Origin of the sequence: Bacillus spongiae, from assembly GCF_037120725.1 — a bacterium.
Classification (GTDB): Bacteria; Bacillota; Bacilli; order Bacillales; family Bacillaceae_K; genus Bacillus_CI; species Bacillus_CI spongiae.
In genome coordinates this window covers 1-1,459 of record NZ_JBBAXC010000040.1, presented here as the reverse complement: position 1 = coordinate 1,459, position 1,459 = coordinate 1, and the positions used below count along the sequence as shown (strand labels likewise).

1 rRNA gene (cut by a window edge) is annotated in these 1,459 nt (G+C 51.2%); it reads right to left on the bottom strand.

What is annotated here, in order from left to right:
- Positions 1–1,459 (bottom strand): 23S ribosomal RNA (locus WAK64_RS22300); its annotated part reaches 1,475 nt to the left of the window's first position; the annotation flags it as partial.

Here is a 1,459-nt window from a genome sequence, read left to right as displayed (position 1 = left end):
CGGTCGTGGGATTTGCCTCACGACCAGCCTAACTGCTTAGACGCGCATATCCAACAGCGCGCTTACCCTATCCTCCTGCGTCCCCCCATCACTCAAATGGAAGAGAGGTGGTACAGGAATATCAACCTGTTATCCATCGCCTACGCCTTTCGGCCTCGGCTTAGGTCCCGACTAACCCTGAGCGGACGAGCCTTCCTCAGGAAACCTTAGGCATTCGGTGGAAGGGATTCTCACCCTTCTTTCGCTACTCATACCGGCATTCTCACTTCTAAGCGCTCCACCAGTCCTTACGGTCTAGCTTCACCGCCCTTAGAACGCTCTCCTACCACTGACACCTACGGTGTCAATCCACAGCTTCGGTGATACGTTTAGCCCCGGTACATTTTCGGCGCAGAGTCACTCGACCAGTGAGCTATTACGCACTCTTTAAATGGTGGCTGCTTCTAAGCCAACATCCTGGTTGTCTAAGCAACTCCACATCCTTTTCCACTTAACGTATACTTTGGGACCTTAGCTGGTGGTCTGGGCTGTTTCCCTTTCGACTACGGATCTTATCACTCGCAGTCTGACTCCCATGGATAAGTCTTTGGCATTCGGAGTTTGTCTGAATTCGGTAACCCGATGAGGGCCCCTAGTCCAAACAGTGCTCTACCTCCAAGACTCTTACTACATGAGGCTAGCCCTAAAGCTATTTCGGAGAGAACCAGCTATCTCCAGGTTCGATTGGAATTTCTCCGCTACCCACACCTCATCCCCTCACTTTTCAACGTGAGTGGGTTCGGGCCTCCATTCAGTGTTACCTGAACTTCACCCTGGACATGGGTAGATCACCTGGTTTCGGGTCTACGACCTCATACTAAAACGCCCTATTCAGACTCGCTTTCGCTACGGCTCCGTCTTATCAACTTAACCTCGCATGAAATCGTAACTCGCCGGTTCATTCTACAAAAGGCACGCTATCACCCATTAACGGGCTCTAACTACTTGTAGGCACACGGTTTCAGGTTCTCTTTCACTCCCCTCCCGGGGTGCTTTTCACCTTTCCCTCACGGTACTGGTTCACTATCGGTCACTAGGGAGTATTTAGCCTTGGGAGATGGTCCTCCCAGCTTCCGACGGGATTTCACGTGTCCCGCCGTACTCAGGATCCACTCTGGAGGGAACGAAGTTTCAACTACAGGGTTGTTACCTTCTTTGACGGGCCTTTCCAGACCTCTTCATTTACTCCGTTCCTTTGTAACTCCGTATAGAGTGTCCTACAACCCCAAGAGGCAAGCCTCTTGGTTTGGGCTAATCCCGTTTCGCTCGCCGCTACTCAGGGAATCGCGTTTGCTTTCTCTTCCTCCGGGTACTTAGATGTTTCAGTTCCCCGGGTCTGCCTTTACTACTCTATGTATTCAAGTAGAAATACTGTTCCATTACGAACAGTGGGTTTCCCCATTCGGAAATCTCCGGATCA